The organism is Nonomuraea sp. NPDC049649, assembly GCF_040675175.1.
Lineage (GTDB): Bacteria > Actinomycetota > Actinomycetes > Streptosporangiales > Streptosporangiaceae > Nonomuraea.
In genome coordinates this window covers 1-1,325 of sequence record NZ_JBFAOH010000112.1, presented here as the reverse complement: position 1 = coordinate 1,325, position 1,325 = coordinate 1, and the positions used below count along the sequence as shown (strand labels likewise).

2 protein-coding genes are annotated in these 1,325 nt (G+C 68.5%); both read right to left on the bottom strand.

Annotated features, from left to right (window positions below; translation table 11 throughout):
• Positions 1–32 precede the first annotated feature (32 nt).
• Positions 33–461 (bottom strand): hypothetical protein, encoded by a 429-nt coding sequence (locus tag AB0J42_RS37695; protein WP_364303395.1) that lies wholly within the window; start codon positions 459–461, stop codon positions 33–35.
• Positions 458–1,294, bottom strand: a complete 837-nt coding sequence (locus AB0J42_RS37690; RefSeq protein WP_364303393.1) for an IS5 family transposase — start codon at positions 1,292–1,294, stop codon at positions 458–460. Before AB0J42_RS37690 ends, AB0J42_RS37695 begins: the two co-directional genes overlap by 4 nt.
• Positions 1,295–1,325: the final 31 nt, after the last annotated feature.

Genomic DNA, 1,325 nt, shown 5'->3' with positions numbered 1-1,325 from the left:
TGAGGAGTGCTGGTCACGGGCTCGTTGCCGGATTACGGACGCGGCTGAGCGAACAAGCCCGGCTCCGTTTCCACCAGAATGCCGAGGCTGACCAGGCGCTTGAGCTTGGCGCGGGTGTTTTCGATGTTCTTCCGCTCCAGGGGAAGGTCCAGGGCCAGGCAGAGGTCGCGCGCTCGTGTGGGCTGGCCGGCGCTGGTCATGAGGGTGAGGATCTGCTGGTAGGCGGGATGGCCGGGGACCACCGGTGCCGGTGGCGGCGGGGATGCCGGATCGGGCTCGCCGGCCAGGACGAGCAAGGTCTTGCGGGTGATCCGCAGATGATCGAGGTCCAGGTCGAGGTCCCGCAGGCGGGCGGTCAACTCCTCAATCCGAGCTTGGATCTGTTCGATCTGGCTGGTCAGCGCCTTCTCGCGGGCGTCGATCCGGTCCAGCAGCCACGCGCCGGGATCCGGCGTGCTCACGTGGTGCGCCAAGCGGGAGTGGAAGGGCCGGCCAACCGGCGGCTCATCACATCCGTCATCGCCCAGTACACCCGTGACTCCGAGCTGGCCGGATCGTGTTCGTAGTCGCGCACCAGGCGCCGGTGCAGGGACATCGTGCCGTAGGTCTGCTCCACCACCCACCGCTTGGGCTGGGGGACGAACCCGGCCCCGGCGGGATTCCGCTCGACGATCTTCACGGCGATGCCGCGGGTGGCGCCGTGGGCGACCACGCTGTTCTTGAATCCCTGGTCGACCAGGGCGGTCTGGACGCTACCGGGCGGGGTGGCGGCGGCGACGCGGTCCAGCAGCGCGTTCCCGATGGCGTTGTCGTGGATCGAGGCTGCCGCGACCACCACCGCGATGACCAGGCCGAGCACGTCGGTGGCCAGCCCGCGCTTGCGGCCCGGTACCTTCTTGGCCGCGTCCCGGCCGGTGGTGGTCTTCGGGACGCCGGCCGCGGCGCGCACGCTCTGGGTGTCGAGCACGACCAGGCTGGGGTCGGCTAATCGCCGGTTCTTCTCCCGGACCTGGAAGCGCAGCAGGTCGTGGATGGTCTTGTCGGTGCCGTCCTTACGCCAGGCGGTGTAGTAGTACATGACCGCGCTGCGCGGTGGCAGGTCATGGGGCAGCAAGCTCCACTGGCAGCCGGTCCGGCTCTGGTACATGATCGCGTTGACGATCTCCCGCATCTGGTATTTGCCTTGGTGGCCGCTGACCGAGGGGTGCGCGGCCTTCCATGCCGTGATCACCGGCTCGATCAGGGCCCACCGCTCATCGGATAAGTCCGTCGCGTACGGCTTGCGTTCACTCACCCGGCTATCTCAGCACGTCCACGCTCACCAG